General features: G+C 64.5%; 25 protein-coding genes. 4 read left to right on the forward strand and 21 right to left on the reverse strand.

Going from position 1 to position 26,796, the window contains the following annotated elements; all coding sequences use genetic code 11:
- Window positions 1-125 precede the first annotated feature (125 nt).
- The 19 genes from ACF8FB_RS08355 to mnxG all read right to left on the reverse strand — a co-directional run bounded on the left by ACF8FB_RS08355 (window position 126) and on the right by mnxG (window position 21,532).
- Window positions 126-974, reverse strand: coding sequence for a CsgG/HfaB family protein (locus tag ACF8FB_RS08355; protein ID WP_010954336.1), 849 nt, complete (start codon window positions 972-974; stop codon window positions 126-128).
- Window positions 975-1,008: 34 nt separating this feature from the next.
- Window positions 1,009-1,422: a curli assembly protein CsgF gene (locus ACF8FB_RS08360; protein ID WP_003247970.1), complete on the reverse strand. Its 414-nt coding sequence runs from the start codon at window positions 1,420-1,422 to the stop codon at window positions 1,009-1,011.
- Complete coding sequence (csgE, locus tag ACF8FB_RS08365) at window positions 1,419-1,820, reverse strand: curli production assembly/transport protein CsgE (protein WP_010954337.1); 402 nt, start codon at window positions 1,818-1,820, stop codon at window positions 1,419-1,421. Before csgE ends, ACF8FB_RS08360 begins: the two co-directional genes overlap by 4 nt.
- The gene (locus ACF8FB_RS08370) at window positions 1,817-2,344 is read right to left on the reverse strand and encodes a type II secretion system protein (RefSeq protein ID WP_020191115.1); all 528 of its coding nucleotides are present in this window, start codon (window positions 2,342-2,344) and stop codon (window positions 1,817-1,819) included. Before ACF8FB_RS08370 ends, csgE begins: the two co-directional genes overlap by 4 nt.
- Window positions 2,319-2,693 carry a type II secretion system protein gene (locus ACF8FB_RS08375; protein ID WP_003247965.1) on the reverse strand — a complete coding sequence of 125 codons (375 nt, stop codon included), beginning with the start codon at window positions 2,691-2,693 and terminating at the stop codon, window positions 2,319-2,321. Before ACF8FB_RS08375 ends, ACF8FB_RS08370 begins: the two co-directional genes overlap by 26 nt.
- 5 nt (window positions 2,694-2,698) lie before the next feature.
- A complete protein-coding gene (locus ACF8FB_RS08380; RefSeq protein WP_010954340.1) occupies window positions 2,699-3,178 on the reverse strand; it encodes a type II secretion system protein in 480 nt (159 codons plus the stop codon).
- The gene (locus ACF8FB_RS08385) at window positions 3,175-5,040 is read right to left on the reverse strand and encodes a secretin N-terminal domain-containing protein (protein ID WP_392511199.1); all 1,866 of its coding nucleotides are present in this window, start codon (window positions 5,038-5,040) and stop codon (window positions 3,175-3,177) included. Before ACF8FB_RS08385 ends, ACF8FB_RS08380 begins: the two co-directional genes overlap by 4 nt.
- Complete coding sequence (locus tag ACF8FB_RS08390) at window positions 5,037-5,543, reverse strand: hypothetical protein (RefSeq protein WP_049587706.1); 507 nt, start codon at window positions 5,541-5,543, stop codon at window positions 5,037-5,039. Before ACF8FB_RS08390 ends, ACF8FB_RS08385 begins: the two co-directional genes overlap by 4 nt.
- Complete coding sequence (pilO, locus tag ACF8FB_RS08395) at window positions 5,543-6,106, reverse strand: type 4a pilus biogenesis protein PilO (protein WP_010954343.1); 564 nt, start codon at window positions 6,104-6,106, stop codon at window positions 5,543-5,545. Before pilO ends, ACF8FB_RS08390 begins: the two co-directional genes overlap by 1 nt.
- Window positions 6,093-6,635: a pilus assembly protein gene (locus ACF8FB_RS08400; protein ID WP_392511200.1), complete on the reverse strand. Its 543-nt coding sequence runs from the start codon at window positions 6,633-6,635 to the stop codon at window positions 6,093-6,095. Before ACF8FB_RS08400 ends, pilO begins: the two co-directional genes overlap by 14 nt.
- A 1-nt stretch (window position 6,636) precedes the next feature.
- The gene (locus ACF8FB_RS08405; protein ID WP_392511201.1) at window positions 6,637-7,416 is read right to left on the reverse strand and encodes a hypothetical protein; all 780 of its coding nucleotides are present in this window, start codon (window positions 7,414-7,416) and stop codon (window positions 6,637-6,639) included.
- On the reverse strand, window positions 7,400-9,073 hold the full coding sequence (locus ACF8FB_RS08410; RefSeq protein ID WP_350297970.1) for a GspE/PulE family protein: 1,674 nt from the start codon (window positions 9,071-9,073) through the stop codon (window positions 7,400-7,402). The genes ACF8FB_RS08405 and ACF8FB_RS08410 overlap by 17 nt, the downstream gene beginning before the upstream one ends.
- Before the next feature lie 183 nt (window positions 9,074-9,256).
- A complete protein-coding gene (locus ACF8FB_RS08415) occupies window positions 9,257-9,790 on the reverse strand; it encodes a response regulator (RefSeq protein WP_019437656.1) in 534 nt (177 codons plus the stop codon).
- Window positions 9,791-10,039: 249 nt separating this feature from the next.
- The gene (locus tag ACF8FB_RS08420) at window positions 10,040-10,681 is read right to left on the reverse strand and encodes a SurA N-terminal domain-containing protein (RefSeq protein ID WP_010954348.1); all 642 of its coding nucleotides are present in this window, start codon (window positions 10,679-10,681) and stop codon (window positions 10,040-10,042) included.
- Between the two features lie 12 nt (window positions 10,682-10,693).
- Window positions 10,694-12,184, reverse strand: a complete 1,491-nt coding sequence (locus ACF8FB_RS08425; RefSeq protein WP_061405662.1) for an ABC transporter substrate-binding protein — start codon at window positions 12,182-12,184, stop codon at window positions 10,694-10,696.
- Window positions 12,185-12,378: 194 nt separating this feature from the next.
- Window positions 12,379-13,044, reverse strand: coding sequence for an SCO family protein (locus tag ACF8FB_RS08430; RefSeq protein WP_392511202.1), 666 nt, complete (start codon window positions 13,042-13,044; stop codon window positions 12,379-12,381).
- On the reverse strand, window positions 13,041-13,697 hold the full coding sequence (locus ACF8FB_RS08435; RefSeq protein ID WP_392509750.1) for an SCO family protein: 657 nt from the start codon (window positions 13,695-13,697) through the stop codon (window positions 13,041-13,043). Before ACF8FB_RS08435 ends, ACF8FB_RS08430 begins: the two co-directional genes overlap by 4 nt.
- Window positions 13,694-15,670 carry a cytochrome D1 domain-containing protein gene (locus ACF8FB_RS08440; RefSeq protein ID WP_350297975.1) on the reverse strand — a complete coding sequence of 659 codons (1,977 nt, stop codon included), beginning with the start codon at window positions 15,668-15,670 and terminating at the stop codon, window positions 13,694-13,696. The genes ACF8FB_RS08435 and ACF8FB_RS08440 overlap by 4 nt, the downstream gene beginning before the upstream one ends.
- 18 nt (window positions 15,671-15,688) lie before the next feature.
- On the reverse strand, window positions 15,689-21,532 hold the full coding sequence (gene mnxG / locus ACF8FB_RS08445; RefSeq protein WP_392511203.1) for a manganese-oxidizing multicopper oxidase MnxG: 5,844 nt from the start codon (window positions 21,530-21,532) through the stop codon (window positions 15,689-15,691).
- Window positions 21,533-21,860: 328 nt separating this feature from the next.
- Here mnxG and ACF8FB_RS08450 point away from each other — a divergent pair, with 328 nt between their 5' ends.
- Both ACF8FB_RS08450 and ACF8FB_RS08455 read left to right on the forward strand, forming a co-directional pair.
- Window positions 21,861-22,934, forward strand: a complete 1,074-nt coding sequence (locus ACF8FB_RS08450) for an enoyl-CoA hydratase/isomerase family protein (RefSeq protein WP_108190405.1) — start codon at window positions 21,861-21,863, stop codon at window positions 22,932-22,934.
- A 16-nt stretch (window positions 22,935-22,950) separates the two neighbouring features.
- The gene (locus ACF8FB_RS08455) at window positions 22,951-24,102 is read left to right on the forward strand and encodes an acyl-CoA dehydrogenase family protein (RefSeq protein ID WP_010954355.1); all 1,152 of its coding nucleotides are present in this window, start codon (window positions 22,951-22,953) and stop codon (window positions 24,100-24,102) included.
- A 116-nt stretch (window positions 24,103-24,218) separates the two neighbouring features.
- On the opposite strand, the gene ACF8FB_RS08460 is transcribed toward ACF8FB_RS08455, so the two are convergent.
- Entirely contained in the window at window positions 24,219-25,151 is a 933-nt protein-coding gene (locus ACF8FB_RS08460) for a LysR family transcriptional regulator (protein WP_350297978.1), read from the reverse strand.
- Between the two features lie 119 nt (window positions 25,152-25,270).
- Here ACF8FB_RS08460 and ACF8FB_RS08465 point away from each other — a divergent pair, with 119 nt between their 5' ends.
- A complete protein-coding gene (locus ACF8FB_RS08465) occupies window positions 25,271-25,531 on the forward strand; it encodes a DUF2790 domain-containing protein (protein ID WP_010954357.1) in 261 nt (86 codons plus the stop codon).
- 1 nt (window position 25,532) lies between these two features.
- Here the strand turns inward: ACF8FB_RS08465 and ACF8FB_RS08470 are convergent, their stop codons facing one another.
- The gene (locus tag ACF8FB_RS08470; RefSeq protein WP_392511204.1) at window positions 25,533-26,225 is read right to left on the reverse strand and encodes a tRNA (adenine(22)-N(1))-methyltransferase; all 693 of its coding nucleotides are present in this window, start codon (window positions 26,223-26,225) and stop codon (window positions 25,533-25,535) included.
- Between the two features lie 136 nt (window positions 26,226-26,361).
- Here ACF8FB_RS08470 and ACF8FB_RS08475 point away from each other — a divergent pair, with 136 nt between their 5' ends.
- Complete coding sequence (locus ACF8FB_RS08475) at window positions 26,362-26,742, forward strand: RidA family protein (protein WP_004577524.1); 381 nt, start codon at window positions 26,362-26,364, stop codon at window positions 26,740-26,742.
- Window positions 26,743-26,796: the final 54 nt, after the last annotated feature.

Raw genomic sequence — 26,796 nt, forward strand, 5'->3', positions numbered from 1 at the left:
CTCGAAATGCTTTAGGAAAACTCCAATCAAGTTGCCCGAAACCTGAAATTCGCAATGTTTTCAAGAAAATTCAGCACAGGTCAGGCGGCTTGTGCTGAATTGATCAGAGCTTCCCTAACAGTCAATCACGGCTGCTGATTCTGGCTCAAGAACTTGTCCACCGTGGCTTTGCCATCAGCTGGATCCCCCGCCACCTGCCACAACCGCCGCTCGATCCCCTGCGCCAGCAAGTGCCCCACCGCCGCTTCGATCGCCGACAGCACGCACAACTGCGCCGGTTCATTGGTGGTATACCCCACCTCGGCTTCCAGCAGTTTCTTGAACTCGATGAACTTGAACACCCCGGCACTGCGCCCCACCGAGTAGATGGTCTTGCTGGTCATCACGTTGGCCAGCACTTGCCCGGTGCGCACGTCCACGGCGCGCAGGTTGACGGTGACCTGGTCCACCCGGTACTCGCGGGAGATGTCGATGCCCAGGTAGCGGGCGCCCTCGCCGCCGCTGCGCACGTTGGTGTCGTAGGCGATGATGCCGCCTTCGAGCATCAGGTTGGCGGCCTGCAACGGGGGCAGTTCGCCCATGATGTTTTCCGCTACATCCGGCTTTTTCTGCGATGCACGGATGATCTTGCGCTCGGTCAGCAGGTTCTGCAGCCCTTCACGCTCCAGCACCACGAACCAGCCGCTGGCACTCAGGGCGTCCATCAACATGCTGGCCGCACCTTGGGTGACGCTGGTGGAGAACGAGCTGGCCGGGGTGGGCTTGTACTGCCCGGTCTGGTCGCGGAAACCGTACACCACGGCCATCAGCCGGCCTTTGGGGCGTGGCATGTTGATCAGGTCGTAGTAGGTCGAGGCCCTTGGGGTCAGGGTCGGGGTTTCCGAGTCCTGTTCAGCGGGCATCGGTTCGCGCAGGCCACAACCTTGCAGGCCCAGGGCGGTGAGGATCAGCAGCGTGCTCAGCAGACGTTTCATGGTGTTCTCTCCCCAACATAAAAGCCCTTCCCTCTCAGGGGTTCAGGCCGCTGACCTCAATGATCGAAATTTCTCCTGTGGCACGATCGGTGACCTTGATGCTCAAGGCCCCGGAATCGTCGATGACGTCGATGAGAAACGCATCGGTCGCCATGCTGCCGGTGTTGCCGTTGCTGATGTTGTCCAGCAACTGCGACAACATCCGCGACTCCAGCTGGTTGCTGAAGCGCTCAAGGGCCGTGGTGCCGGTAAAGGCCGAGGCACGGTCCTTGAGGTCCGGGTCGTCGTAGTCGTTCTGCGCCTGGGCGTTGTTCAGCAGCCAGGTGCCGTTCAACGGGTTGCCGCCAAAGGCCGGGTTGACCGGGGTGTACACCAGCTCGGTGGCCTGGGCAGCACAGGCGCTGGCCAGCAGGCAGGCGGCAATGCAACGTGGAATGCGGTGGTTCATAGCTCGTCCCTCTCCAAGTCGGTGGTGTCCTGTAGCAGGCGTTGCAGCTTGCGTTGAATGATCTGCTGCTTGACCAGGTCGGCGGCGGCGACGGCCTCGTCTTTGAGCTCGGTGGTGTTCGGTGGCAGGAAGCGGCGGTACACCACTTCACGCTCGAACTCCACCGTCACCAGGCTGCCCCAGCGGGCATCGGGGCGTTCGCGTACCACCAGGTTGAAGTCCAGACGGCTGGTGGCACGCAGGCGGTCGGCGAAGTAGTAGTAAAAGTCGTGGCCGATGTGCGAGATGGTGTTGTCGACGATAAAGCCCTGCATCTCGTCTTCAGCACCCGCCCTGGCGCAGGTGGTCACCCCTGCCATCAGCAGCAGGCCCAGGCACAGCGCAGCCAGGCGCTTCATGGCGTGTCTCCCGGGCCTGCATTCGTCTGCACACCGCGTGCACTTTCGGTAAAGGCCTGCTCGGCGACGAACTGCCAGTCGCTGTAGTGCTCCATCCCCTCGAACCCGCTCCATTCGGCGCTGAAGCCACTGCGCTTGAAAGGGGTGGCGTCCGAGCGGCTGTACACCCCGGTGATACGGCCGTCGATCGAGCGCAGCAGGCCCCATTCGTGGCTGTTGCTGATCGGGTCAGGGTAAAGCCTGCGAATGTGCCGTTTGGCCTGCGGGTAGCGGTTGTCCTGTAGCAGGTCGGCCAGATCCTGGGGGTACTGGGCCAGCCCTGGCGAGGCGCGGTAGTAGCTGCGCAAGGCTTGGGCATACTGGCTGCCGACCCACAGCAACTGGCGTTCGCGGTCGCGCTGGGCGGCGCTCGCCCAGATCGTGCCGGTGGCCGCCAGGGCCACGCTGCTGACCGCAATCAGCAGCAGCACCCCCAGGTATGTAAAGCCGCCGTTGGCCTTACCATTCAGCGAAGAGGCTGCCATCACGCGCCCTCCCTGTGGCACCGCTCTTGATGTCGGCCACGCCGCCCGCCACACCCTCGGGCGGCGGCACCAGCTGCCAGGCATCGCTGCGCTCGGTGATCGGGTCGACCGGTGTATTGCGCAGGTAACGTTGTTCCACCAGTTGTTCCAGCGAATCGGGGTAGTGGCCGGTATCACCGTAGTAGTGGTCCAGCGCCTCGCGCAGCACTGCCAGGCTCTGACGCAGGGTGGCCTCGCGCGAGCTTTCCAGGCTGTTGAAGTAGCGCGGCATGGCGATGGTCATCAGCGTGGCGATGATCGCCATCACCACCAGCAGTTCGATCAGGGTGAAGCCTTTGCTGCGTTTCATGGCTGTCACCATTGCCCGTAAGGGATATTGTTCAGGCCTTTGCCGCGGGCCCTGGAATACACGTCGAACACGTCTTCGCCCTCGCGCGGGTTGTCGGGGCTGCTGTCGTAGGCGCGCAGGCCCCAGCCGCCTTCGTCTTCATCCTTTGCCGCCACCAGCGGGTCGTGCGGGATACGCCGCAGGAAGTAGAACTTGGCGCCCTTGGCACTGCGCACATCGCGCACGCCCTCTACCAGCACCTGCAGGTTCGGCGGGTAGCCACTGCTATCGACGCGCTTCTCGATGTAGCCGGCGTCGAAGGCCCGCTTGTAGGCATCGATGGCGTCGCGAATCTGGTACAGCGCCTCGCGCAGTTGCTGCTCCTTGCCGCGGCGTACCACCGTTTCGGTCAGCGGCGCGGCCATGCTGGCGAGCAAGCCGAGCAGTGCCAGGGTCAGCACCACCTCGATCAGGCTGAAGCCTTGCATGCGACGCCGGGCGCTCATGGCCGGGGGCTCCCGTTGACCGGGGCGACCGCCATCTGGCTGTCCACGACCGGTTCTTCAGTGGTCGGCGCATTACCAGGCACGTCCATCGGCGGCAGTGGCGCCATTTGGCGCACCTGCATGGCCGACTCGGTGCCCGTGGAAAACTCCATGTCCGACGGGCTCTGGTACGGCAGGTTACGCACGATGCGCGGGGTGATCGCCAGCACCAGCTCACTCTTGCTCATGTCGTCCTTGTTGCTGCCGAACAGCCGGCCCAGGCCCGGGATGTCGCCAAGGCCGGGAATCTTGTTGCCACTGGCGTTGTGGTCGTTGCGCACCAGGCCGGCCAGCACCTGGGTTTCGCCGTCGTGCAGGCGCAGGCTGGTCTGCGCGTTGCGGGTGTCGACCTGGACCGGGATGGTGCCCTGGCGGGTGGCCTCCAGCGGGGTGGCGTTGCTGACCTCCAGCGCCACCTTGATCGCCACTTCGTTGTTCAGGTGCACGGTGGGCTGCACTTCTAGCTTCAGGCCGACGTCCAGGTAGGTGACGCTCTCGGTAATGACCGGCCCTTGGGTCGACGGCACCGAGGTGGCGCTGATGATCGGTACCCGCTGGCCGATGTGGATGCGCGCCTGCTCGCGGTTGCTGACGCGGATCACCGGGCTGGCCAGGGTGTTGATGTCCTTGTCCTGGGCGTTGATCTTGGCCTGCGGCGCAGGCGCAATGCTGATGCGGCTGGAGTTGATGCCCTTGAGCTGGTCGAGCACGCTGACCGGGTTGCCATCGTCGCTCAGCACGCCGAAGGTGTTGGGCCATTGCAGGCCAAGGTCGAGGATGCGCGAGGTGGCCACCTCCATCACCTCCACTTCCAGCACCACCTCGGGGTTGGACTGGTCCTGCGACTGCAGCAGCTTCTCGGCCATGCGCACCGCGTCCGAAGTGTCGCGCATGGTCAGGGTGTTGAGGCGCTCGTCAACGAACACGTCGCGGGTCTTGAGCATGGTCTTGACCATGTTCAACGCGGTGTTGGCGTCGATGCTGGTCAAGTAGAACGTGCGCATGACCAGTTCCTGGTAGTCCTTGGTCTTCTGCGGCGAATCGGGGTAGACCATGACGGTGTTGTCGTTGACGATCTTCTGGCGCAGCTGGTTTTGTTCCAGCAGCAGCGCTATCGCGTCCTCGATGCGCACCTCGCGCACGAAGATGGTGGCTTTCATGTCCGGGCGCAGGTCCTTGTCGAAGATGAAGTTGATGCCGGCCACCTGCGACAGCACTTCGAAGATGGTCTTCAGGTTGGCATCGCGAAACTCCAGGGTGACCGGCCGCTCCAGCTTGCTGCGCAATTGCGGGTACGGCTGCGCGGTGCGTGCCTGCACGTTTTCGATGTCGCTGCGCAGGGTCATGCCCTTCTGGTTCTGCGGGTCCAGACGCAAGACTTCGCGCATGTAGCGTTCGGCACCGAACAGGTCGCCCTGACGCAGCGCCGCCTGGCCAAGCGCTACGCGTTCGTCCAGGGTGCGGATCAGCTCCAGCTGGCGAATGCCTTCCTGGGCGCGGCGGTTGTTCGGCTCCAGGGTGAGCACCCGGCCGTAGCCCATCCGGGCATTGGCGAAGTCATGGCGGACGCGGTCGCTGTCGGCCTGGCCAATCAGGGCCTCGACCGCCGCCTGGCGGCTGTGGGCCAGGGCGATATTCAGCTCTGTATCACGCGGATCGTCGCGCAGGGCCTCTTCCAGGCGAGCGATGCCGGCCTCGTACTGGCCCTCTTTCATCAGCTGGTCGCTGTCCTGGCGAACCGCACTGGAGCCGCAACCGGCAATGGCCACGCACAGCGCCACGAGCAGAAACGGAGCAGGCTTGCACAGCTTTGACGACTTCATGGTGCGCTCCCGACAGACAAGGTCTGCGACTGGTGCAAAGGCAGGTAGACCAGGTTCAGCTCGTTGGCCGATACCCGATCGAGGCGATAGGTGTCTTCGATCACGTCGCCTTGGCGCACGACGTAGAGTTTTTCGCCGCTCTGCAGGAAGACCTGCAGGTCGTCGCGGTCACCCATGCGGCCGATGAACTGGAAAGGCAGTTCCGGGGCCGTCGGGGCCGCGGCGACGACAGGTGCGGTCATCACGGGTTGTTCGGTGACCGTGGCCAGGGTTTTGGGTTGGGTCCATTGCTGGGTTGGGAACAGGTCGCGGGAGGCCTGTTCCGGCCCTTTCGCGGGCAAGCTCGCGCCTACAATGGACGCAGCGCTTTCTGTTGTAGGAGCGGGCTTACCCGCGAAGGCCGCGACGCCATCGTCCTGGCCAAACCAATGGTCCGGTGCCCAGGCCAGCGCCGCGCTCACGCCGAGGAAGCCGGCCCAGATGACTGCACGTTGTGTGTTCATCACGACCTCGACAGATAAAGGGTCATGCGCAGGCGGGCATTGAGCTCGCTGTCGCCGATGCGCTTGCGTTGCAGCTCAAGGTCTTCCAGCACCAGCGTCGGCAGTTGCTTGAGCAGGCCCTTGATAAAGCCGCGAATCTGCGGGTAGCTGCCGCGCACTGGCAGCACGATCTGGTAGCGGGCCAGCTGGGTCTTGGGGTCGATACCCAACGCGTATTCACCGCGGGCCAAGCTGATGCGCTCGGCGCTGGCCAGACGGTACAGACGCTCGATCAACTCGCTGGCCTGGGGCTGACCGGGCAGTTGCTGGCGCAGGCTGTCGAGGGCCTGCTGCTCGGGCTGGACCGCAATCTTCAGCTCACCCCGCTTGACACGCCCTACCTGTTCGCTGGCCTGCGCTTCGGTGACACGCAGTTCGCGTACGCTTTGCCATTGCGGCAGCACGCCGGCACACCCCACGCCAATGGCGAGCAGGCCTACGGCTACGGCAGCCAGGCCTACCGGGCCGACAACGCGCAGGCGCTCCTGGAGGATCAGGCTGCTGAACGATTCAAGGGCGCGCATGGCCGGTCTCCCAGGTGGCGGTGAGGGTGAAGCGCACCGGGTGCTCGGGCCGCGCAGCGAGTACCTCGTGGTTGAGCAGCGATACGTCGCTGAGCTCATCGCTGGCTTCCAGCCGCTGGTGGTACTGCAGCATCGCTTCGAGGTTGCGTGCCTCGGCGGCAATGCGCACCTGGCCCTTGCGCGCATCCGGCGTCAGGCCGAGCAGCGCGACGTCGTCCTGCGGCATGGCTTCAAGCATGGCGAACAGTTGCTGCCAAGGACGTTGCAGTTGCTGCGACACACTGCGCATTTGTGCCAGGCGCTCAGCCTGCTCCCGGCTGGCAGCGCTGTTCTTGGGTTGTGCGATGGCCGGGCGGCGGCCCAGTTGCAGTTCCAGGCTATGGACGTTGGCTTCCAGCGCCACTTGCTCGGTCTGCAAGCGTTGCTGCAGCAGCCCCAGGCCGGCGACCATGGCGCAGGCAAGGGCGAGCAGCGACCAAACCAACGGTCCGCTGCGCCGTGGCTGGAATTCCAGGTCGAGGCGGCGCATGTCAGGCCACCGCCCGCCACATGGCGCACAGCGGGTCGGCTTCGCTGGCCGGCTGGCACAATTGCACGGCCGCCAGTTGCGGCACGTCGCAGCGGCCCGGGGCATGCAGGTACACCCGCGGCAGGTGCTCGCCGTACAGCTCACAGGTACGCTCGATCAGTGCTTGCAGGGCCTGGTCGCTGTCAGCGCAGCCTTGCGCCAGCACTTGCTGCCAGGCACCGCCGGCGGCCAGCAGCAATACACTGCGGCGCGGCTCGGCCAGCACGAACAGAAAGTCACCCTGCTCCAGCTGTGACCAGCAACGGTTGTATGCAGCCATCAGGTATGGCTGCACCGAACGCAGGCTCAGGCGGCTTTCCCGGCCCAGTGCCTGCAGCCGCTGCAGCAAGGCTTCGGGCAGCGCCGTGGCGATGCGGGCGGCACCGGCAGGCTCCGGTGACAGCACGATGCGCCAGTCGTCCAACGGCTGCCCGTAGAGGTTTTCGAAGCAAGCGCGGGCATAGGCGTCCAGCTCGCGAGGGTGACCGATGGCGTCACTCCAGGGCACCAGGCAGAAGCGGCTGTAGCGGGCCGACAGCAGCACCCGCAACTGGGCGCCACGTACCGCATGCTCGGCCAGCAGTGCGGCCAGCCCGTCAACAGCAGCATCCCAGGTCGGTTGGGTGGCGTCGCTGCTGAATGCGCGGCTGCCCAGCCATTGGTGGTGGTTCTTGTGGCAGCGACCCAGGCCGACACCCTCGGCGCCCAATACGGCGCAGTAACGGTCAGATGAATGTGACACGGTTGATCTCCTCAAGGGTGGTGCGGCCATCGCGGACCAGGTCCAGAGCCGAGGCCCGCAGCAGGCGCAGGCCGCGCTGGCAGGCAAGCGTCTTGATCTGCGCCAGCGGGCGGCGCTCCACGATCATTTGCCGCAGGTCATCATCCAGGTGCAGCAGTTCGGCAATGGCACTGCGGCCGCGGTAACCACTGCCACGGCAGTGGCCGCAGCCCTTGACGCGGACGAACGTCCAGCCGGCCACCCCCTCGCGGGTCAAGCCTGAGCCATACAGGGTGTCGTCATCGTGTTCGCAGGGCGTGGCGCAGTGCGGGCAGGCCAGGCGAATCAGGCGCTGGGCCAGTACCGCATTGAGCGCGGAAACGAAGCTGTAGGGGTCGACCTGCATCTGGCTGAAGCGGCCAATCACGTCGAACACGTTGTTGGCGTGGATGGTGGTGAACACCAGGTGGCCGGTGAGCGCCGATTGCACGGCAATCTGGGCCGTGTCGGGGTCACGGATTTCGCCGACCAGGATCTTGTCCGGGTCGTGACGCAGAATCGAGCGCAGGCCGCGGGCGAAGGTCAGGCCCTTCTTCTCGTTGACCGGGATCTGCAACACGCCGGGCAATTGATACTCGACCGGGTCCTCGATGGTGATGATCTTGTCCACACCATGGTTGATCTCGCTGATCATGGCGTACAGGGTGGTGGTCTTGCCGCTGCCTGTAGGGCCGGTAACCAGGATCATGCCGTAGGGTTCTGCCGCCAACCGGCGCAGGGCGCGCAAGGTCTCGTCGGCAAAGCCCAAGGCTTGCAGCTGCACGCCGCTGACCCGGTCGGACAAGTCCTGCTTGTCGAGCACCCGCAGCACGGCATCTTCACCGAAGATGCTAGGCATGATCGACACCCGAAAGTCGATTTGCCGGTCGCCCACGGCCACCTTGAAGCGGCCGTCCTGGGGCACGCGTTTTTCGCCGATGTCCAGCTCGGCCATGACCTTGATGCGCGAGATCACCTGGTCGGCGAAGGCGCTGCCACTGGCCTTGCCGGCACCGTTGAGCACGCCGTCGATGCGGTACTTGATGGTCAGGCCCTGGCCAGTCATGCCCAGGTGGATGTCGCTGGCGTGCAGCTTGAGGGCGTCGTACAGGGTGGAGTTGACCAGTTTGACCACGCGGCTCTGGTCTTCGCTGATACTGGCCAGCGACAGGCGTTGCAGCGGGTCTCCCTCGCTGCTGGCTTCGGCGTCGTGGTCAAGGGCATCGACTGCGTGGAAGCTTTCTTCATGACGGGCCAGGAAGGTGGCCAGGTCGGCGGCGTGGGCCAGGTAAAGCGGCGCGCCTTGCAGTACGTCGTCGATCCAGGCCAGGCGAGCGGGGTCGAAGGGGTCGGCGAACACGCCCAGCAACTGGCCGCCTTGCTCGATCAGTACACATTCGCGCTTGATGCACTGGGCCAAGGCCACCTTGTCGAAGCGTGGGGTGCTGGCCAGCAGGCTGCGGCTGTCGAGTACCGGGTAATGCAGGGTCAGGCCCAGGCGCCGGGTGAAGGTGTCGGGGGTGTCGCAGGCCAGGCGTTCCAGGCAGTCGAGCAGGCGCTCGTCAGTGGCTTGCAGACGGGCCTGGGCCAGCAGGTCGCGGGGGTAGGCGGAAATTTTTGCTGGGTTCTTCGCGGGCATGCCCGCTCCCACAGGTACATCACAGGTCTGTGGGCTGCATACATCCTGTGGGAGCGGGCATGCCCGCGAAGACGTCGGTGCAGGCTTTGCAGATTCCGGGGTTGCATCGAATGCTTCTGGCATGGCCTGCGACTCCGCTCAGGGGCGCGTCGCAGGCTGGCTCGGCCAGGGGTGCGGGCGCCGCTATTCCCCTGTGAGCAGTTGATCGTCGTCGGGCCCTGGTGGCTTGGCGCCGTTACGGCGGCGGTCGGCCAACACCCAGCTTCCATCGTACAACTGCAGGGGGAACGATTCGTTCCTGTTCTGGCGTCGTTCGACGAACCCTTCGGCCGGGTTGTCCGTGGCCCTGCGCCGGCGCTCGATGCCCAGCAGGTCGAAGATCGCACGCGCCAGCTCCATCAGTGGGAACGGCTTGAACAGGACGTGACTCACTCCGAGTTCGGCGGCCCGCTCACGCACCTCGACGGTGGGGTGGGCGGTGATCAGCACGAAGTGGCATTGCCTGTTCTTGCGTACAGCCTCCAGAACCTGAAAACCTTCCATGTCGGGCAGGCGGTAATCCAGCACAACTACTTGCGGTGCCAGGCTTTCAGCCTGTTCGATACCACTGGCACCGTCGTGGGCAACATGAACTTCCAGGCCTTGCGCCTGCAGATACGCTTGCAGGTTTTGCGCAAGAGTCTGTTCGTCATCGACTACCAATACTCTGTTCACCAAGGTCGACTCCCAAATACTGCCCGGTTCCCCGGTCTGCGAAGTACGCCCTTGTAGAGACTTGAGCAGGCTTCGTGCCAGGCGTGAATAGTCATGTTGCACCACTGTAAACCACTGATTTTACTAAGGTACCGGCCAGCAACTGACAGACGCTGAACAGGCACACCCAACCCGTTCCCCACAAGCGGGGAAAATGATGGCATATTGCCAAACCTTAATTCCCCAGCATTGGGGGAAGCGCCCTCAACGGCCTCAGTCGGCGATTTCCACTTTAGCGGACTCGCGCAAACGTTGGCGCACGGATTGGCGCGCCTGCGCCTCCCGCTGCCCGATGAGCGTTGCCCGAGCCAAGGCCAGGCCGTGTTCGCGTATGACCAATGGATTATCACTTTGGTTCTGCGCTCCTTGCAGTCTGTCCTGGTTGGCATCAAAAAATGCCTCCACTTCGCCCTCGCTCGGCGCGTCGACTGCGCTGAGCAGGGCGTACACTTGCTGGGCCGCCATCTCATGCCGGGTGTATTCAGTGTACTGCGCCCTGTCGAAGCCCGCCTCTGCCAGTCGCCTTTCGAATAACGCCGGGCTGCCAAATGCCGCTTCGATCTCGCCAACCTGCGCCGACACTTGCTCATCGCTGACAGCAATACCTTGGCGTTGCGCTTCCTGCCACAACAGCTCCTTGTCGATCAGCTCGTCCAACGCTTGGTCGCGCAGGCGTTTATACAGGCCTGGGTTGCGGATGCTGGTCACCGCCCTACCCTGGGCGTCCAGGTACTCGCTGAAGTAGCGCTCCAGGCGCATCAACCCGATCTCGACACCATTGACCCGCGCCGCCGGCACATCGGCCCAGCTCACGCTGGTCAGCACCAGCAACAGGCACAACCACACGATCCGCATGACAACCTCCGCTCAAGGGCTGGCCGGCACTGGCCGGTAGGGGCTGACCGAAGTAAAGCGTGGCCCGGGCAGGGCCACCGCCACCACATGGGCACCTGCCATGCCCTGGCGGCGACCAGGGCCAAAGCCCAGTGCCGGGGTCAGGCCGGTGGGCACATCGTGCAGGCCTTCGAGCGCAGCAATCAGTTGCTCGCGGCTGGCATCCCGTCCAATCTGCTTCAGCGCTTCGCTCAGCAGGCGCAACGCGCATAACGTATTGACCTGCAATGACGCCTGGCGCGGATCCAGGCCCTGGCGCTGCTGCAGCCCGGCGAGCGCAGCCAGGCCTTGCTCGGTCCAGTCCTCAGGCACGTAGGGGTAGGCCAGAAACAGCCGCTGCGACCACTGCGCCGGCAAGCGCGCCACAGCGCCGGCTACCTGACTGGAAGCAGCGAACAGGTAGGGCTCGCGGCCGGCCACCTGCAACGCCGCCGCCAACTCGGCAAAGGCCTGGGCGCGGCCAAGGAAGACGATGCCCTGCCCGTCCACCGCCTGGCCGTCGAACGCCTGGATAGCGGGTGGCGCCCAGCCCTGCTGTCGTAAACGCTCGCGCACCTGCTCGGCCAACGCGGCGTGTTCGTTACCGGCATACACCACACGTAACTCATCCGGGGCTAGGCCCAGCGCCACACGGGCGTGCTCTGCCAGGCTCAGCAATTGCTCGGGCAAGCCGGGTAGCGGGTCGAAGACCTGTGCGCTGCCGCCGCTGCGCGGGGTGCTGCCGACCATCGGCACGTTCTGTGGCGCCAGCAAGGTCGTCAGGCGCTGGTCGAGCATGGGCGCCAATGGCGCGATCAGGGCGAACACCCGCTTTTGCTCGAGCAACTGTTGCAAGGCGCGTTCGGCACTGACCGGGTCGGAACCTGGGTCTAGTACGACCAGTTCCAGGCGCCGCCCGTGAATGCCGCCTTGCTGGTTGAGTTGACCCACGCCGTCTTCCAGCACGGCACGCACCACCTGCCCGGCTTCGGCCAGCGGACCGCTCGCGGGCAGCAGCGTGCCAAGGCGCAGCACGCCCTCCTCCACACCAGGGTCGCGTTCATCGGCCAAGCGTTTGAGATAGGCGGTGAGGTTGCGCTGGTCGGCCAAGGTCAGTTCGAAGCGTGGCATGGCCGGGTCGAGGCGATTGCCAGCCGGGTCGATGCCCTGCTGGATGGCCCGCGCCAGGCTGCTGTCGGTGTAGGCCGGATAGCGGCGGCCGTTGGCCTCGCGCGGGCCCTGACCGAGTGCCAGGCGTTGCCAGTCGAGGCCGGGGGGGCGCACACCGCCTTCGGCACGGCCACGGCCGTCGTTGCCATGGCAACTGGCGCAGGGCAGCACGCTGGCGGGGACTGTGATATCGCTGGCGCCGACCCGGGCTTGCAATTGAGCGTCGCTACTGGAGACGCCCTCGCGGTAAAGGCGTTTGCCTGCTTGTTCGTGGTCGGTCAGGTCCAGGGCCAGGGCTGAGGTCGAAGTTGCCATGCCAAGCACGCAGGTAAGCCATATCGCAAGCCCTGTGGGAGCGGCCTTGCGTCGCGAAAGGGCTGCGCAGCAGCCCCGGCAGTGGCAGCTCAAGCGCAGAAAGAGGGGAGCGCTGCGCGCTCCTTTCGCGACGCAAGGCCGCTCCCACAACAGCGGATGCCACAGAGGCCAACTCACCAGGCGGCCCATGATACTCACCGACCTGCCAGCGGCTGGGTCAACAGCTGCATGCGCTGGGCAATCGCCGCTGGCGGTGCATCCGGGCGAATCTTGCTCCAGCGTTTACCTGCAACATCACCGGCAATCAGCTGCGTCGAATGCTGCTCGGGACTCGGCAGGAACTGCCCTATACGGCCAAGCACCAGGTCGACATTGGCCTTGTCACCGGTCAGGAACAACCAGTTCGGCCCATCCACCCCCTGCTTGGCGGCGAACGCCTTCAGCGCCTCGGGGGTGTCGTTCAGCGGGTCACTGCTGATCGACACGAAGGTCACCTGGGCGGCCAGGGCTGACCCCATGGCCTCGCGCACCTCGCGCAGCTTGCGGGTGATCAACGGGCAGGCATCGGTGCAATGGGTGAAGATCACGTTGAGCATCACCACCTTGTCCTTGAGCACGTCACTGTAAAAGCGCAGCTCGCGGCCATTCTGGTCCTTCAGCACGGTGTCGGTGAACCAGGTCTTGGCGTCGCGGGTACCGCCACCACTGGCCATCGCCTGCGGTGCTGGCTGCGGCTCGGGGGCTTGCGGCGCATGGCCTTCGTGGGCGAACGCCACCGACGTGAGGATCCACAGGCAGCCACCCAGTACCAGCCAGTCGAATGCGCGCATGCCAGCGCGGTGGGAGGTTGCAGTGCTCATGGTTGCACCTCGTGATGGTCGGCAATGGCGGTGCTCTTGGCATGTACCCGGCGCGCACTGAGGCGGTTGATTTCTTCGATCAATACGCCCGGGTCGGTGAAGCCGTAGTAACGCGTCCAGTGCCCGCTACGCCCGTCACCCACCAGTATCAGCGGCGGGTGCTGGCTGAGATCGGCGTTGAAGCTGCCCAGCCCCTTCAGGGTTTCGGTGATGGCGTACGGGGTACCGGTCAGCCAGCTCCAGCCCGGCCCTTTCTGGAATGCCTTGGCATAGTTTTGCAGGCGCTTGGCGTCGTCACGCTGAGGGTCGACACTGATCGACACCAGGCGAACCTCCTCGCCTACCCGGCCGCCCAGCTGCTGCTGGACCTTGCCCATGATCGACGACACCACCGGGCATACCGTGGTGCAGCTGGTGTAAATGAAGCCCATGACCACCAGATGGTCACCCACCAGGTCTTTCTCCAGGCGTACCGGCATGCCGTCCTGGTTCAGCAGCGACACATCGGCAAAACGCACACTGGTCTTTTCCTGGTGCGCCGCCGGGGGCTGCCCGGCATGGCCGTCATGCTCGTGACCGGCGTGGGCCATGGCCAGGTGGCTGGCGAATGCCAGGCTCAGGGCCAACAGTGTGCAAGCAGGCTTGGCGTTCATCGCACATTCCTCACGTCAGTCTGGGAAGCGTTGGTTGCAGCAGCCGGCAGAACGCGCAGGCTGGTGTAGTTTTCTTCGGCAAACTTGCGCCCCAACGAGGGCGACTGCACATGCAGGTACCAGGCGCCGGCCTCAGGCAAGTTCAGCGCCGCCTGGTAGACCCCCTCGCCCACCTCTTGCAACCGAAGGTTGCGCGGCATCGACGATGGCGCCAGGAAGTAGCGCAGGCTCAGGTCGTTCAGGCCCAGGCGCGGCTGCCCGTCGTCACCGACAATACGCACCCGCGCGGTGAAGTCGCTGTGCTGCGGCAGCGGCTGGTCGAGGCCGATGAACTCGGCACGCGCACCTTTGCGTTCGCTGGCACTGGCCCCTGCGGCCACCTCGGTGCTGAAGCAGTGAATGATTTGCGGCTGGTTGAGCAGGAATGCAACGTCGAACTTGCCGGCGGCGGGCAGCTTCACTGTCGAGCCATACACCCCGGGGGCCACTTCGCGCAGGCTGCGATCAACGACGATGGCGGCGCGGGCCTGGTGACCGCGGTTGTTGTAGCCGGACATCGGTGCATTCATGCCTTCGGCATAGAAGTAGGTGGTGTTGTCCACCGGGTTGACCACGAACACCGAATTGTCATCACGCGATACCGACAGCCCCTGGGCCAGTGGCAGGTCACCGGCCTGGCGCGGTGCTGCGGGGCCAGCCTCGAAGCCTTGCACGATGGGCGAACGCCCCTCGCCCAGGCTGGCCAGATTGATCATGCTCACTTTCGGCGAGGCCAGGCCACGCACATAGGCATAGCCTTTGGTGAACGTCAGCTGGTACGGTTCGGCCGCCACCGGGATGTGGTGGATCAGCTTGTCGGTACTGGCGTCGATGACCAGTGCCTGGTTCTCAAGGGTATTGAGCACGATGCCGTAGCGGCCATCATGGCTGAAGCGCATCGGCCCCAGGCCCTGTTCAGCCTGGACCGTGTGGCGCAACTGATGGCTGCGGGCATCGAACACCCGTACGCTGCCCTCCTCGCCATCGACCACGTACACGGCCTGGGACAGCGCCGAATAGCTGACCGACAGCGGGTGCGGGCCCACCTTGATGGTCTTGGCCAGGCGCATTTCCGGGATGTCGATGACGCTCAGGGTGCCGCTGTCGCGATTGCTGACGTAGGCATAGCGCGAGTCGGCGCTGAAGGCGATTTCGTGGTGCCCGGTACCGGTGTTGAAGTGCTTCATGGCGCTGCGCCCCGGCACGTCGATCACTGTTACCCCACCTTTGGCCGGGTCGCTGCTGTTGTTGCCAACCCACAGCCGATGCTGGTCCGGCTGCAGGGCCACGCGCAGCGGCTGGTCGCCGGCGTCCAGGTCGGCCACGCGGGTGAAGGTTTCGGTATCGATCACCGAGACCTTGCCCCGCTCGGGTATCGACACGAAAACCTGCTTGTCGTCGCTGGTGGCCGCCCAGTCCATGGGCCGCCCTGGCAGCTCGATGCGCGCCATGGTGCTGGTCACGCCCCCCACCGACACCGTCGGGTCGATCACTGTCAGGCTGGCGTCATTGTTCAGCATCAGCAAGAAGTAGCTGTTCAGGTCGAGCAGCGGCCGGGCCCCGATGCTGCTCTTGAGAAACAGCGCCACCCGCGCCTTGCAGCTCTGCTCGCGGTCCCCGGCCGGGGCCGACTGTGCCGGGTCGATCCACGCCCCCGGGGCCATGCCCGACAGCGGTTGGCCACTGGTCTGGTCGCTGAGTTTGAAGCGGATGTTGGCGAAGCCGCCCTCCTTCAGTTCGCCGCCGGCTAATGGCCGGGCCTCGAACTCCACGTTCACGCCGTCCCGGCTGAGCCGGTGCAAGGCCTGCGAGCCGCCCCGTTCCTGCAACAGCTCGCGCGGGTCGCACCATAGCTTTTCGTACGCCACGCCCAGGCCGATCAGCGCTACCCCCAGCACTACCCCCAAGTAAGCAGGGCGAGTCTTTTTGTTCATGCTCGCGTTCCCCTTCCGTCACTGCGCCGGGGCCGTTGCCGGCGGCGCTTCGTTGGTCACCCGCAAGATCCCCCACAGCCCCGAGAGGTTGCCGTAGGCGGCGTAGTCGCGGAACAGGTAGTCACCCGCCACCGCGTTGGCACCGCCGGCACTCGGCAGCATGAAGCTGAAGTGAGCCGCTGGCAGTACGCTTTCCTGCGCACCGATGTACATGGCCATCGGGTTGTAGCCAAAGCGCACCGAACCGATACCAGGCAGGCTAATCGGGTAACCGTCCGCATCGCTCTTCTCGGCCTGGTAGTTGTGCAGTGGCCATACGTGCCCGTCCAGCTGGTAGACCATGCCGCGGCTGCCACCACTGGGCATCACGATATGGTTGCGCACCGGTTGGCCAGGCTTGGCGTACAGCACCGGGGTTTGCGGGTCACCACCGACCAGGGCGTTGGCGTAGGCCATGTGGGCGTTGGGTACATCACCAAAGCCCAGGCCATTGGCGCGGCCGAATGGCGAGTCGGGCGCCATGCCGAAGCGCAGCCACAACGGTTCGGTCTTGTAGTTGACCGCCATGTTGCCGTTGTCTTGCGGATCACCGGCAGCGCCGTTGCCTTCGGTATTGATGCCTTCTACCGGACGACCATCGGCCCAGCGCATGTTCAGTGCGCGCTGCCACACCGTGACGAAGTCGCGGTAGTCCGGCTGGCCGCTGACCTTCACCGTGGCCTGGGTACGGGTAGCAGTATCCTCGGTCCAGGTGGCGGTTTGCGGCAGGATGCTCATGGCGCCCACCAGGCCTTTTTGCGGCTGCTTGATGAAGTCTGACGGGGTCAGGTTGAGGCCGCCGAACTCGATAGGCGTGGTGTTTATGTTGTCCACTGTGCGGCCCAGCTGCGACACCGGTTTGCCTTCACGCTCCAGGTGGCCGGCGTAGTACTGGTACTCCTTGGTCGGGTAAGCGCCGCTGGTGCCGGCACGTGGTGGCACGGTCTGCACCGGGTTCAGGCCAACGTTGGCACCGTCTGACTTGGTGATGTCGTAGGCCAGCAGTTGCGCATGCAGGCCCACGTGGCTGGACGGCCGCATCAGGTTGTTGGCAAAGGCGGTGGAGCCTTCGCTGTCGAAGCGGTCACGCTTGACCACGTTGTGCATCACTGCAGTGCTCGGCAGGTCTGGCATCACCAGTGGCAAGCGGTTCTCCAGGGTGATGCTGATGCAGTCGCCGGCATTGGCGCGCAGTACCAGCGGCTCTACCGGGACACCCGCCTTGAGCTTGCCGGTGGTGGCATCGAGGTCAGCCTTGCGCACGTACAGGATCGCGGTCGGGTCATGCAGCGGCGCACTGTGGCCACCGATGGTGAAAGGCTCCCCATCTTCGGGGTCTACCCCGCTCACCAGCGGGATGGCGGTTCTACGGCTGTTGAACACCAGGGTGCCGCCGTTGGCCTTGAGCGCGCCACCGACATGCTGGCCGACGCCCGCCGGGTCGTTGATGCTGACGCCGTTACGGTTTTCGAGGATGTCGTTGGCCAGCGCTGCGACGATCTCGTAGCTGCGCTTGACCGTGGTGCGGGTACCGATGCCGTTCGGGTTGGCCGTGGTTTTCGGGCAGATGCCATTGAAGTTCACGGTGTTGCGCATGGCCACCGGCTGTGGGTTGTTGGGCAGCGGGAACAGGTCGGCACGCTGCGCGGTGTAGTTGCGCATGATGCCCCAGATACCGTTCCAATAGCCCTCCAGGGCCGCGTCCAGCGAGTACAGGTAGTCGCCGTTGGTGGCTGCCGAACTGGAGATCATCGACACCGGCGCCATGAAGCCTAACTGCTCGGAGATGCCGATCATTTGCGACGACTTCCAGCCCGAGTTGGAGCTGTTGCCGAAGCCAGAACCGTTCTGCAGCCATTTCACGCCGTGCAGGGTGACGTTGTGCTCCTCTTCATGGCCACCGGCGTGCATGCGCAGGCGCACGTTGTCACCGGAATAGGTGCGCAGCAACGGGGTGAACGGGTCGCCCGGCTCGGCGCCAGCCGTGTTGATATGCGGCGGGAACAGCGTAGTGCCGCCGGTAGGGCCGACTGCCGAGGTAATCGCCGATGGCGACAGGTTCATCGCCGGGATGGCGCGGTCGGTACGGGTTTGCAGGGCATAGCTGAGGTCGCCGGCCAGGCCGTCGGCCTGCATGCCACGCTTGCCGTCCGGGCCGACCTTGTTCGGGTCATACACGCGCAGGGCCAGCGGCTCGTTGCGGTAGTTGACGACGAACATCCCCGGGTCATCCACCGAGATCGCCTGCGGGCATGGCCGGCTTGGGCAGCCCGGGTTGAGACCGCCGCGTTTCTCGACGATGGCTTCGAGCAGGTTCGACGCCTTGCCGCGCACGGGCGGGTTGATGGCGTAACGGAAGCTGTCGGCTGTGGCCGGGTACGACTGGGCATTGGGAATGCCGTCCGGCCCTGCGCCTACGTACACCCCGGCTTCATAGGCATGCTGGAAGTCACTGTACTCCAGGAAGAACTCGCGGTAGCTGTCGTTCTTGCCGTCGCCATCGTGGTCGCCGGTCTGGATCACCGCCTGCCACGAGGTCGGGCCGCCGTCCTGGCGCGTGGCCGGGTTGTACAGCTGCTCGCCGGTTTCGGCGTGGTACCAGGTGGAGCCGGCCGGTTCGGCCAGCACGGTGGCATACAGGCCCAGTTGCTGGTGAGTCGATGGGCCAAGGTGGTCATGGGTGAAGATGGTACCCAGGCCGCGGTCGACGTTATGCACGTTCACCAGCGGGTCTGCGAACCAGCGCTGCATCGCGGTACGTGCGCCCAGCCAGTCGGCGCGACCAAAGCGGCCGAAGTACGGGTGCTGCCTGGCTTTCGGGCAGGCTGCGGTGCCTTCGCGGCTGTCCCCTTCAATGCAGCCATTGTAATTACGAATGGCCTCTACGCGCTCGACCACGCTACCGGGCGAAAGTATGCCGTCTTCGTAGTTCCAGCCGTTGGCCGAGCCGTCGGCGGCGGTCAGGTCCCACTTGGGCAGGTGGATGTGCTGGCCGATCACGTCGGTCGGGGTGCGCACCTGGTAATCGTCCATCTCATAGATGTTCGGGATCAGGTTGGTGTGCTGGTACATCGCGCAGTCGAAGGTGTTCATGCGCATCACCAGCGGCTCTGGCGGGCGCTGCTTGGTAATGACCGGCCAGGCGTCTTCCCACAGGGCAATGATGCGTGCCTGCGGGAAGTGGTAGCCCACTTTGTTGTACACCGCGTCGAACTGGATGTTGGCCCCTTTGTAGATGCGTGGGCGGTCGGCAGTGAAGGCCGAGGCGCCACGGAAGTTCACGCCCGTCAGGCTCTCTCCACTGTTGAACTCCCCAACCCCGGAAGACTGGGTCAGGCGTTTTCCACGGTCATCCATGCATGGCTCGTAGTACGGCGCACCTGCAGTCGGCAACGCGCCGTTGGTGCGGAACGCCTTGGCCACCGGCTGGCTGCCGGGGATCAATGCATAGCTGGGGTGTTCAGCCATGGCGTGGAACTGCATGGCGGCCTGCTCGACATCGGTGCCCTCTTCCGGCAGGTAAATGGGCTTGGCCTTGTGCACGACCTTGGTGAAGTCCAGTTTGGTGGTGGTGGTCTCCGCCACGCCACCGGCGGACACACCGTCCAGTGCATGGCGGCCAAGGCCGCCGTCCCAGCCATCGACCTGGTTCGCATCCAGGTTGGCCCACAGGGCTTTACCACTGTCTTTCAGTTGCCGGGCCAGGGCCGGGTCGAGCATGTCCAGGGGCGGGGTTGGCGGGCGGTTGCCCACGCTGCTTTCCATGCCACCGATCCAGAACGGGTAGCCTGGGTTTTTCAGCGTGCCGTCGGCGTTGCGGTTGGCCTCGGTGCGGTCGACCAGTGCCAGCGAGCCCACGGCCTTGCGCACGGGCGCCTCGCTGGCGTGGTCGTCATCACCCTCGTCTTCGTGGTCATCATCGTTGGCGGCAACCAACGCTTCGGAGAGCTTGGGCACGACCACGACTTTGCCGGGCATGGGCGCCATGGCCTTGCCGGGCAACGGCACGATGGCCGGAATCGGCGTACCGGCAACGATCTCGCCATCGGGCAGGGCCCGGGCGCCAGCGGCCGGCTTACCGCTACGCAGGGCGAACGGGGTACTGTGGAAGCCATTCTCGCCCTGCCCGCTCACCTCCAGCCGCGTGCCTTCCTCGAACACGTCATGTACTCGCCACATGGCCCACATGCCCTGGGCGAAGTGCGGGTAGAAGTGACAGTGGTAAATGGCATCGCCGGCAACGCGGTTGCGGTTGCCCGAACCACCGTTGGCGATTTCGTAGGTGTAGCCGACACCGGCGCCGATGCCTTGGGCATCGATGTAGTCGGAGTTGTCGTCATTGGGGTTGAACAGCCACTGGTGGCCGTGCAAGTGGAAGATGTGCTGCTCGTGCCCGTTGTGGGTGTTGCGGAACTTGGTGAAGTCACCGATATAGCTGTGGTGCACATTAGCAGGCTCTGAAGGGTAAAGAGCCATGCTGGCCTTGACCCCGACGGCGCTGGCCGGTGGCACCTCGCCCGGACGGATGTGTTCCAGGCCGACGTTGGCCGGTACATCCACCAGGGTGCCTATGTCGCCGACTGTGTGGGCGCTGAGGAAGAACTCTTCATAAGCACACGACAGGCAGTCGTGCATCGGGCCCACCCCCAAGCGGTTGGCCACCACTTCGGCACCCATGCCACCAGAGCCGTAATTGATCATGAACGAATCGCGCGCCGGCTCCAGCACGTGGCCCATCACAGGGTCGGCCCAGTAGCCAGGGAAGGCCTGGGTACCGGCAACCTCGTCGGCGAACTGCGAGGCGAAATCACGGAACGCTTCCAGTCGGTTGGGCAGCGCCGGGTTGCGTTTGCCCGCGCTTTCCAGCGGGTAAGTGGATTTTGGGAAGCTGCCGTCGGGGTTGGGGCCCATGACGATGGCATCGGTTTCGCTGCTGATGATCTCGTTGCCGTTGACCATGGCAATGATCGGTTTGCCGGCCTTGCCTTCGGCGATCCACGGTTCGACCTGCGGATAACGGGCTTCGTAATCGATCACGGGCTGGCCGGTGGCGGTTCGACCCGTGGTGGCCAGGCGCATTTCTTCTTCAGTGAGGGTGTTGCGGTAGGTACGGCCCAGTTTGGGCACGACCACCACCTGGCCGAACAGGCCGTTGGAGACGTTGCCCGCCGTGCCCTCGCCGCCGAACGTAGCGGCTTTGCTGGTGGCGGCGAAGGCCCCTTCGCGCTCGGCATACAAGGTGTAGCTGCGGGTGCTGCCGGGGCTGACGAAGAAGTTGCCGTTACGCCCGGTATAGGCGGAAATATCGGCAATGCTGTTCACCGCCTGCATCCCGTTGACCTGGAAGCCGACCATGCGCTCGGCCACCTGCTCGTCGGCGACAAAGCCCTCGCCGCCTTCGTTTTCAACCTCCGGCCCCTCTTCCTCACCCTCGGGCTCTTCAGCCTCGATACCGTGCTTGTTGGGGTTCGCCTTGTAATCCAGCAGGTTGGTCAGGTTGACCGTCAGGCAGTCACCGGCCGCCACGCGCAGCACGATAGGCCGCGGGCGCTTGTCCGGGCGCAGGGTGACCTTGCCCGGTACCGCGGCCCCGCCCTTGCTGAGGGGGACCTGCTTGTCGTCCACCACGTCCTCACGGAGGGCAAACATCATGCCGTTGGCGTTTTGCGCGCCAAGGCGGTTGAACATCAGTGGCTGGTCCAGTGCCACCACGTTGGCGACCAGGGTGCGCTGGCACTGCACAGCCGCCTCGCTGGTTGCTTCCCAGCCAAGCAAGGCCAGTACAAGTGATGACAGGATGGGGCCTTTGAGCGGCGTCGACATGCTGCACCTCCGGGACACAGGATCTCTGCGGGGAGCTGGAGCAAGGTGTGTGCCAGAAGAAAAGTTCAATATTAATCAATAACTTGTACGATCAACCGCAACGGATTGGGGAGGATCCCCCAGCAGGTTCCCCCGAATCGGGGGACGGAATCCCGTGGGGGCAAAGGCAGCTTCACAAGCGCGCGCTGGCCTCACACAAGGTAAAAACGCACGGTACCCTTGCACAATTGTCGATTGTGCAAGGCAAATTCGCATGCCAGGATCCTGCGATCCTCCAGCGAACTCCAGACTTCACTTGGAAAATCAATAACAAAGCAGGGAGAACGCAATGACTGCACACGCTCATACCCCGGCAGCAACCGACCATGTACTGGCCGAGGTCCGCAACCAGATCGGCCACCTGACCCTGAACCGCCCAGCCGGTCTCAATGCCCTGACCCTGGACATGGTGCGCAGCCTGCGTCAGCACCTGGACCAATGGGCCGACAACCCGCAGGTACGCGCCGTGGTCCTGCGCGGCGAAGGCCCCAAGGGGTTCTGTGCCGGTGGCGATATCCGCTCGCTGTACGACAGCTTCAAGGCCGGCGACACGCTGCATGAAACCTTTTTCGTCGAAGAGTACGCCCTCGACCTGGTCATCCACCGCTACCGCAAGCCGATACTGGTGGTGATGGACGGCTTCACCCTCGGTGGCGGCATGGGCCTTGCCCAGGGCTGCGACCTGCGCGTGGTCACCGAGCGCAGCCGGCTGGGCATGCCCGAGGTCGGCATCGGCTACTTCCCGGACGTGGGCGGCAGCTACTTCCTCTCGCGCATCCCCGGCGAGCTCGGCATCTACCTGGGTGTCAGCGGTGCCCAGATCCAGGCGGCCGACGCCTTGTATTGCGGCCTGGCCGACTGGTACCTGGCCAGCGACCAGCTCGCCGCCCTCGACCAGGGCCTCGACCAGCTCGACTTCAGCGACCACCCGCTCAAGGACCTGCAAAACCTGCTGGCCAGGCTCGGTACCCAGGTACTGGATGACGCGCCACTGGAAAAGCTGCGCCCGGCCATCGACCACTTCTTCGCCCTGCCCGACCTGCCAGCCATCGTCGAGCAACTGCGTGCGGTGAGCCTTGGCGACAGCCACGCCTGGGCGGTGGCCACCGCCGATCAGCTGGAAACCCGCTCGCCTCTGGCCATGGCGGTTACGCTGGAGATGCTGCGCCGGGGGCGCGAGCTGGGCATTGACGACTGCTTTGCCATGGAACTGCACCTGGACCGCCAGTGGTTCCAGCACGGCGACATCATCGAAGGCGTGCGTGCCCTGATCATCGACAAGGACAAGCAGCCCCGCTGGAACCCGCCGACCCTGGCCGCGCTGCAAAGCCAGCGGGTCGAACAATTCTTCGAAGGCCTGTGAGCCCGGGAGTACACAGATGCAAGACCTCGAACTGAGCGAAGAACAGATCATGATCCGCGACATGGCCCGGGACTTTGCCCGCGGCGAAATCGCACCCCATGCCCAGGCCTGGGAAAAGGCCGGCTGGATCGATGATGGCGTGGTGCGCAAGATGGGCGAACTGGGCCTGTTGGGCATGGTGGTGCCCGAGGACTTCGGCGGCAGCTACACCGACTATGTCGCCTATGCCCTGGCCGTGGAAGAGATCTCCGCCGGCTGCGGCGCCACCGGGGCGATGATGAGCATCCACAACTCGGTAGGTTGCGGCCCGCTGCTGGCCTACGGCACCGCCGAACAGCAACAGCAGTGGCTGCCTCGCCTGGCCAGCGGCGAGGTGATTGGCTGCTTCTGCCTGACCGAGCCACAGGCCGGCTCCGAGGCGCACAACCTGCGCACCCGCGCCGAGCTGGTGGATGGCCAGTGGGTCATCAACGGTGCCAAGCAGTTCGTCAGCAATGCCCGCCGTGCCGGCCTGGCGATCGTCTTCGCAGTGACCGACCCGGAGCTGGGCAAGAAAGGCCTGTCGGCGTTCCTGGTGCCCACCGACAACCCTGGGTTCAAGGTTGACCGCAGCGAACACAAGATGGGCATTCGCGCCTCCGACACCTGCGCGGTCACCTTCGACAACTGCCGCATTCCTGCCGCCAATATCCTCGGTGAGCGTGGCAAGGGCCTGGCCATTGCCCTGTCCAACCTCGAAGGCGGCCGTATCGGCATTGCCGCCCAGGCCTTGGGCATCGCCCGTGCCGCATTCGAAGCGGCGCTGGTCTACTCGCGTGACCGCATACAGTTTGGCAAGCCGATCAACGAACACCAGAGCATTGCCAACCTGCTGGCCGACATGCAGGTGCAGGTGAACGCCGCACGTTTGCTGATCCTGCATGCCGCCCGCCTGCGCAGCGCCGGCAAGCCGTGCCTGTCGGAAGCGTCACAGGCCAAGCTGTTCGCTTCGGAAATGGCCGAGCGGGTGTGCTCGATGGCAATCCAGGTGCATGGTGGGTACGGTTATCTGGAAGATTACCCGGTGGAGCGCTACTACCGGGATGCGCGGATTACCCAGATCTATGAAGGGTCGAGCGAGATCCAGCGGATGCTGATTGCGCGGGAATTGAAAAACTATCCGCTGTAACGCAAAGGCAACGCGGTTTTTGGGGGAGCGGGCGACGCGGTGGAGGGCACCGGCTTTGCCGGTGTTCGCGGGCGCGCCCGCTCCCACAGGAATGTCACCGCGGCAAACTTCTCGCCTCAGCGCCAATACCGCGCATCATCCACCACCCTGGCATGCCCCTCGAACAGCGCCGGCAACTGCTCCTTGAGGTAGTCGATCCAGGTGCGCACCTTGGCGTCCAGGTAGTGGCGTGACGGATACATCGCATACAGCGCACTCTCCCTCAACCGATACGGTGCCAACAACCGGCGCAAGCGCCCCTGCTCGATCGCCTCGCTGGCGGTGTAGAACGGCAGCAGGCCAATGCCCATGCCCAGCTCGCTGGCCACCAGCATGGCGTCGGCGACGTTGGTAGAGAAACTGTCGTTTGGCGCGATCACGCACTGGTCAACCCCTTGCGGGAACACCCAGTCGCCTTCGTACATCGGGTAAGCCATGCGCAGGCAGCGATGGCCGTGCAAGTCTTCGGGGCGCTCCGGTACACCGTGGGTGTCCAGGTAGCCGGGGGCCGCGCAGGGGATGCTGAAAATATTGCCCAGCGGCACAGCGATCAGTTGCGAATCCGGCAGCGCACCGTCCACGGTGATCACCACGTCATGCCCTTCGGCCAGCGGGTCGGGGTTGCGCTGCGACAGCGTCAGCTCGATCACCACTTCCGGGTAAAGCATGTTGTAGCCGGCCACCAGCGGCATCAGCAACAGCCCCATGCCGTGCGGGCAGTGCAAACGCAGATGGCCGCGAGGCGTAAGGTGCGCCCCTCGCGCCTCGCCCACGGCTTCTTCGGTCAGCAGCATGATCTGCCGCGCACGCTCCAGAAACCGCTCACCCGCCTCGCTCATGCGCAGGCGCCGGGTGGTGCGGTGCAGCAGGCGGGTCTGCAGCTGGTTCTCCAGCTCGGCGACGATGCGCGAAACCTGCGCTGCAGAAATATCCAGAGCATTGGCAGCTGCAGCGAAGCTGCCACATTCCACCACCCGGGTGAAGGTACGCATGGCATGCAGCATGTCCATGAAGGGGTGCTCCTTGTTTTATTCCTGCATTAAAGGCAGGAATCTATCACGGTTTAGCCCATTTATTGTGGATGACCAATGAATAGATCATTAGCCATCCATTAAAAAAGGAGCCTGTCATGAAACGCTCGATCGCCGTCCTTGCCATTACCGCTGCCTTCGCCTCGTTCGGTGCTTTTGCCGATGCAGGCAATAACCAGCCAGTCAGCAGCCAATATGAATACGGCATGCCGCTGGACGTGGCCAAGGTCATCTCCATCACGCCAGCCAGCAACGCCGCTGACTGCCAAGTGGGCACCGCGCACATGGTGTACGTCGACCATCAGGGCCAGAAGCGCGAAATCGACTACCGGGAAATGGGCAACTGCTCGCAGCAGTGAGTCAGGCCAGCACCTGGGTGATCCAGCCCACTTGCTGATTGAAATAGTCGATCTTCGCCTGAGGCACCGCATCGCGGGCCCGCTGGAAATTGGCCAGGGTCTGCTGCTTCTGCCGCAGCATGCGCCGCCACTTGACTACAAACGCCTCGCTTTTTTCCTGCATCAACACGGGGCCGAAGTACAGCTGTTCAGCGCTATACACCCCCCTGCCCGGCTCGGCGACGATGATTTCGTAGTCGAAGCGGTTCTCCCGCAGCAGCTCTTCGCTGACAATCTGGTAGCCATTGCCCGCCAGCCACTGGCGCAGTTCGCGCTCACCGCCATTGGGTTGCAGTACCAGGCGCGTGACGCCGCCAAGGCGCTGCTTGCCAGCCTCGAGGATCTCGCACATGGTGTCCCCGCCCATCCCGCAGATGCTCACCACCGAGATACGGTCTTGCGGCTCGACCGCTGCCAGCCCATCGGCCAGGCGCACGGTTACCTGCTCTTGCAGGCCGTTTCTGCGCACATTGCGCTGGGCCGAGGCGAACGGCGTCTGTGCCACTTCACCCGCTACAGCGGCCTCGAGTACGCCACGCAGCATCAAGGCCACCGGCAGGTAGCCGTGGTCCGAGCCAATGTCGGCCAGGCGCGCCCCCTGCGGTACATGGGCGGCCACGCGCTCCAGGCGCCTGGACAAAGTCTGTTCGTTCAACGTAAACCTCTGGTTTTGCAATCGCCCGCGATTCTGACGGCGAACGCCGCGCATTTCAAACGCCGAGGCACCCTCGACCGGGCTGGTGTGCTCGCGTAGGCTTGCCGTTTTCCTTCCGTTGCAAGGCAGACACACCATGGCACATGCAGACATCATCTACACCCCGGACCCGGACGCCGAGTCGATTTCCTCGGACGTTGCCGAGTACAACGGCGTGCTGGTCACCACACAAATCCCGACTCACGCCGACGGCAGCCTGGAACTGGGCGGCATCGTCGAGCAGAGCGAATGCACCCTGCAGGCGCTGAAAGTGGCCCTGGAAAAGGCCGGTAGCGGTATGGACCGCGTGCTGCACCTGACCATCTACCTGACCGACATGGCCGACCGCGCGGCGTTCAACGAGGTGTACCAGCGCTTCTTCAGCAAGCCCTGGCCGGTGCGTGCGGCGGTGGGTGTGGCTTCACTGGCCTTTGAAGGCATGCGTGTGGAAGTGACGGCGATGGCTGCCAAGCGCTGAGCTGCGCTTGTGGGGGGGCGCCGCGCCCCGACATCGCTGATTGGTCGCAAAATC

Source organism: Pseudomonas sp. yb_2 (assembly GCF_043103905.1).
GTDB lineage: Bacteria > Pseudomonadota > Gammaproteobacteria > Pseudomonadales > Pseudomonadaceae > Aquipseudomonas > Aquipseudomonas alloputida.